This is a genomic window from Pseudomonas sp. HMWF006, from assembly GCF_003061205.1.
GTDB lineage: Bacteria > Pseudomonadota > Gammaproteobacteria > Pseudomonadales > Pseudomonadaceae > Aquipseudomonas > Aquipseudomonas monsensis.
In genome coordinates this window covers 1-2,787 of sequence record NZ_QAIU01000295.1, presented here as the reverse complement: position 1 = coordinate 2,787, position 2,787 = coordinate 1, and the positions used below count along the sequence as shown (strand labels likewise).

Annotated in this window: 3 protein-coding genes; 2 read left to right on the top strand and 1 reads right to left on the bottom strand. The window is 58.2% G+C overall.

Annotated elements, in window-relative coordinates; all coding sequences use genetic code 11:
• Positions 1-431: 431 nt before the first annotated feature.
• Both ccoG and DBR24_RS12200 read left to right on the top strand, forming a co-directional pair.
• Positions 432-1,847 carry a cytochrome c oxidase accessory protein CcoG gene (gene ccoG / locus DBR24_RS12205; RefSeq protein ID WP_128614876.1) on the top strand — a complete coding sequence of 472 codons (1,416 nt, stop codon included), beginning with the start codon at positions 432-434 and terminating at the stop codon, positions 1,845-1,847.
• 11 nt (positions 1,848-1,858) lie between these two features.
• A complete protein-coding gene (locus tag DBR24_RS12200) occupies positions 1,859-2,398 on the top strand; it encodes a FixH family protein (protein WP_128614875.1) in 540 nt (179 codons plus the stop codon).
• A 190-nt stretch (positions 2,399-2,588) separates the two neighbouring features.
• Here the strand turns inward: DBR24_RS12200 and DBR24_RS31280 are convergent.
• Positions 2,589-2,787, bottom strand: a 199-nt coding sequence (locus DBR24_RS31280; RefSeq protein WP_218278133.1) for a hypothetical protein, incomplete at its 5' end; no start/stop codon positions are given.

The following is a 2,787-nucleotide window of genomic DNA, read 5'->3' as shown; positions in this document are numbered from 1 at the left end:
AGATAGGCCTGCAGTCGCTTGCGGTCCTCGGTAACACACGCGATCAGGTGGGTTTGGAAACGTCGTCGGGTTCAGTGGATGAGCAATCCGGGTGGTCTATGTCGGCTCGTTGTTGAGTTGAACCCTATGAACTTCGCCAATGTTCTTTGAATAGGCGAGGTTTCCCGCCATGACCAAAAGCGGTGATGTCAGCGTTGATCATCAAATGCATTAGCCGTCGGGCCAAAACCGACCATACTCAACAAGTCAATTGACCTGCATCATGCTTTGTTGCATTCGCTACACCATTCAGGTTTTTTACCCAACGCGACCAAAGGTCGCACCCTTGAGCCAGAGCGACAGGCGTATCATTGCGCCACTGCTTTACCCCCTTTTGACCTTGGTTGGCACGTATCGACCGAGGCATTTTTCCACTGCCGTGGGATGCAATGATGAGCAACCAGATTCCGGTACACGACGTCACGCCACCGAGCAAGAACGCGAACAACAGCGTCGATCTTTACGCCTCACGAGAAAAAATCTACACCCGCGCCTTCACCGGCCTGTTTCGCAATCTGCGGATGATGGGCGGCGCCGCGCTGTTCCTGCTGTACTTCGGCACGGTCTGGCTGAGTTGGGGCGGCCATCAGGCGGTGTGGTGGAATTTGCCGGAGCGCAAGTTCTTCATCTTCGGCGCCACGTTCTGGCCTCAGGACTTCATTCTGCTTTCCGGCCTGTTGATCATTGCCGCATTCGGGCTGTTCTTCATCACCGTGTATGCCGGTCGTGTGTGGTGCGGCTACACCTGTCCGCAGAGCGTGTGGACGTGGATTTTCATGTGGTGCGAGAAGGTCACCGAAGGCGACCGCAACCAGCGCATCAAGCTCGACAAGGCGCCGATGAGCACCAACAAATTCGCGCGTAAATTCGCCAAACACGCGCTGTGGTTGTTGATCGGTTTTGTCACCGGCATGACCTTCGTCGGCTACTTCTCGCCGATCCGCGAGCTGGTGTTCGAGTTCTTCACCGGTCAAGCCGATGGCTGGTCGTACTTCTGGGTCGGCTTCTTCACCCTCGCCACTTACGGCAACGCCGGCTGGCTGCGCGAACAGGTGTGCATCTACATGTGCCCGTATGCACGCTTCCAGAGCGTGATGTTCGACAAGGACACCCTGATCGTGTCCTACGATCCGCGTCGCGGCGAAAGCCGTGGGCCGCGCAAGAAAGGCGTCGACTACAAGGCCCAGGGCCTGGGCGACTGCATCGACTGCACCATGTGCGTTCAAGTCTGCCCGACCGGTATCGACATCCGTGACGGCCTGCAGATCGAATGCATCGGCTGCGCCGCGTGCATCGACGCCTGCGACGCGATCATGGACAAGATGGACTATCCACGCGGGCTGATCAGCTACACCACCGAACACAACCTGTCTGGCCAGAAAACCCATAAACTGCGGCCACGCCTGATCGGCTACGCGGTGGTGCTGCTGGCGATGATCAGCCTGTTGGTCACTGCGTTCTTCATGCGTTCGCTGGTCGGTTTCGACGTCAGCAAAGACCGCGTGCTGTACCGCGAAAACGCCGAAGGCCGGATCGAGAACGTCTACAGCCTGAAGATCATGAACAAGGATCAGCGCGACCACACCTACGTGCTGGAAGCCGCCGGCCTGCCGGATCTGCGCCTGCAGGGCCGACGCGAGATCAAGGTGCCGGCCGGGGAAATTTTCAGCATGCCGGTCGAACTGTCGAGCGCACCGGAACAATTGCCATCGAGCACCAACGAGGTGAAATTCATCCTCAAGGACGCCGATGACGACAGCGTCCACGTTGAAGCCAAGAGCCGATTCATCGGCCCACAAATCCGTTGAGAGAACTGAACATGCCCGCCGCAAACGCCGCAAGTCCCTGGTACAAGCACCTTTGGCCATGGATCATCATCGGGATTCTGGCCTGTTCGGTGACGTTGACCCTGTCCATGGTGACCATCGCGGTAAACAACCCGGACAACCTGGTCAACGACAACTATTACGAGGCCGGCAAAGGCATCAACCGCTCGCTGGACCGTGAACTGTTGGCGCAGAACCTGAAGATGCGTGCTGCCGTGCATCTGGATGACGTCACCGGCGAAGTTGATCTGCGCCTCAGCGGTGACAGTCAACCGAAGACGCTGGAATTGAACCTGATTTCGCCGACCCAGCCGGAGAAGGATCGCAAGATCGTCCTGACCCGCAGTGAAACTGAGACCGGGCGTTACATCGGCCAGTTGGGTGACAAGGTTGAAGGCCGGCGGTTTGTCGAGTTGCTCGGCAGTCAGGATGATCACGTGTGGCGCATGTTCGAAGAAGAGCTGGTCAGCCATGACAAGGAGCTGTTGCTCGGCGACGAACCCTTGCAAGGCGCCGAAGACCTGAAGAAATGAATCAACCTCAGAAGCCCCTCACCCTAACCCTCTCCCCGAGGGAGAGGGGACTGATCTCGAGCGCTTGCACGCTTTGCGGATGCCAGTAACGATGTCGGCGACTGAATCCGTTCTTCCGGTTCGCACCGATCGGCTCCCTCTCCCTGAGGCAGAGGGGACTGACCTCGAGCGCTTGCACGCTTTGCGTATGTCAGTAACGATGTCGGCGACTGAATCCGTTCTTCCGGCCCACACCGATCGGCGCCCTCTCCCTGAGAGAGAGGGGATTGATCTCGAGCGCTTGCACGCTTTGCGTATGCCAGTAACGATGTCGGCGACTGAATCCGTTCTTCCGGCCCGCACCGATCGGCGCCCTCTCCCTGAGAGAGAGGGGATTGATCTCGAGCGCT

Bases quoted from the DNA above. Each gene is read 5' to 3' on its own strand.
- DBR24_RS12200 (WP_128614875.1), top strand. From the start codon at position 1,859: ATGCCCGCCGCAAACGCCGCAAGTCCCTGGTACAAGCACCTTTGGCCA.
- ccoG (WP_128614876.1), top strand. From the start codon at position 432: ATGAGCAACCAGATTCCGGTACACGACGTCACGCCACCGAGCAAGAAC.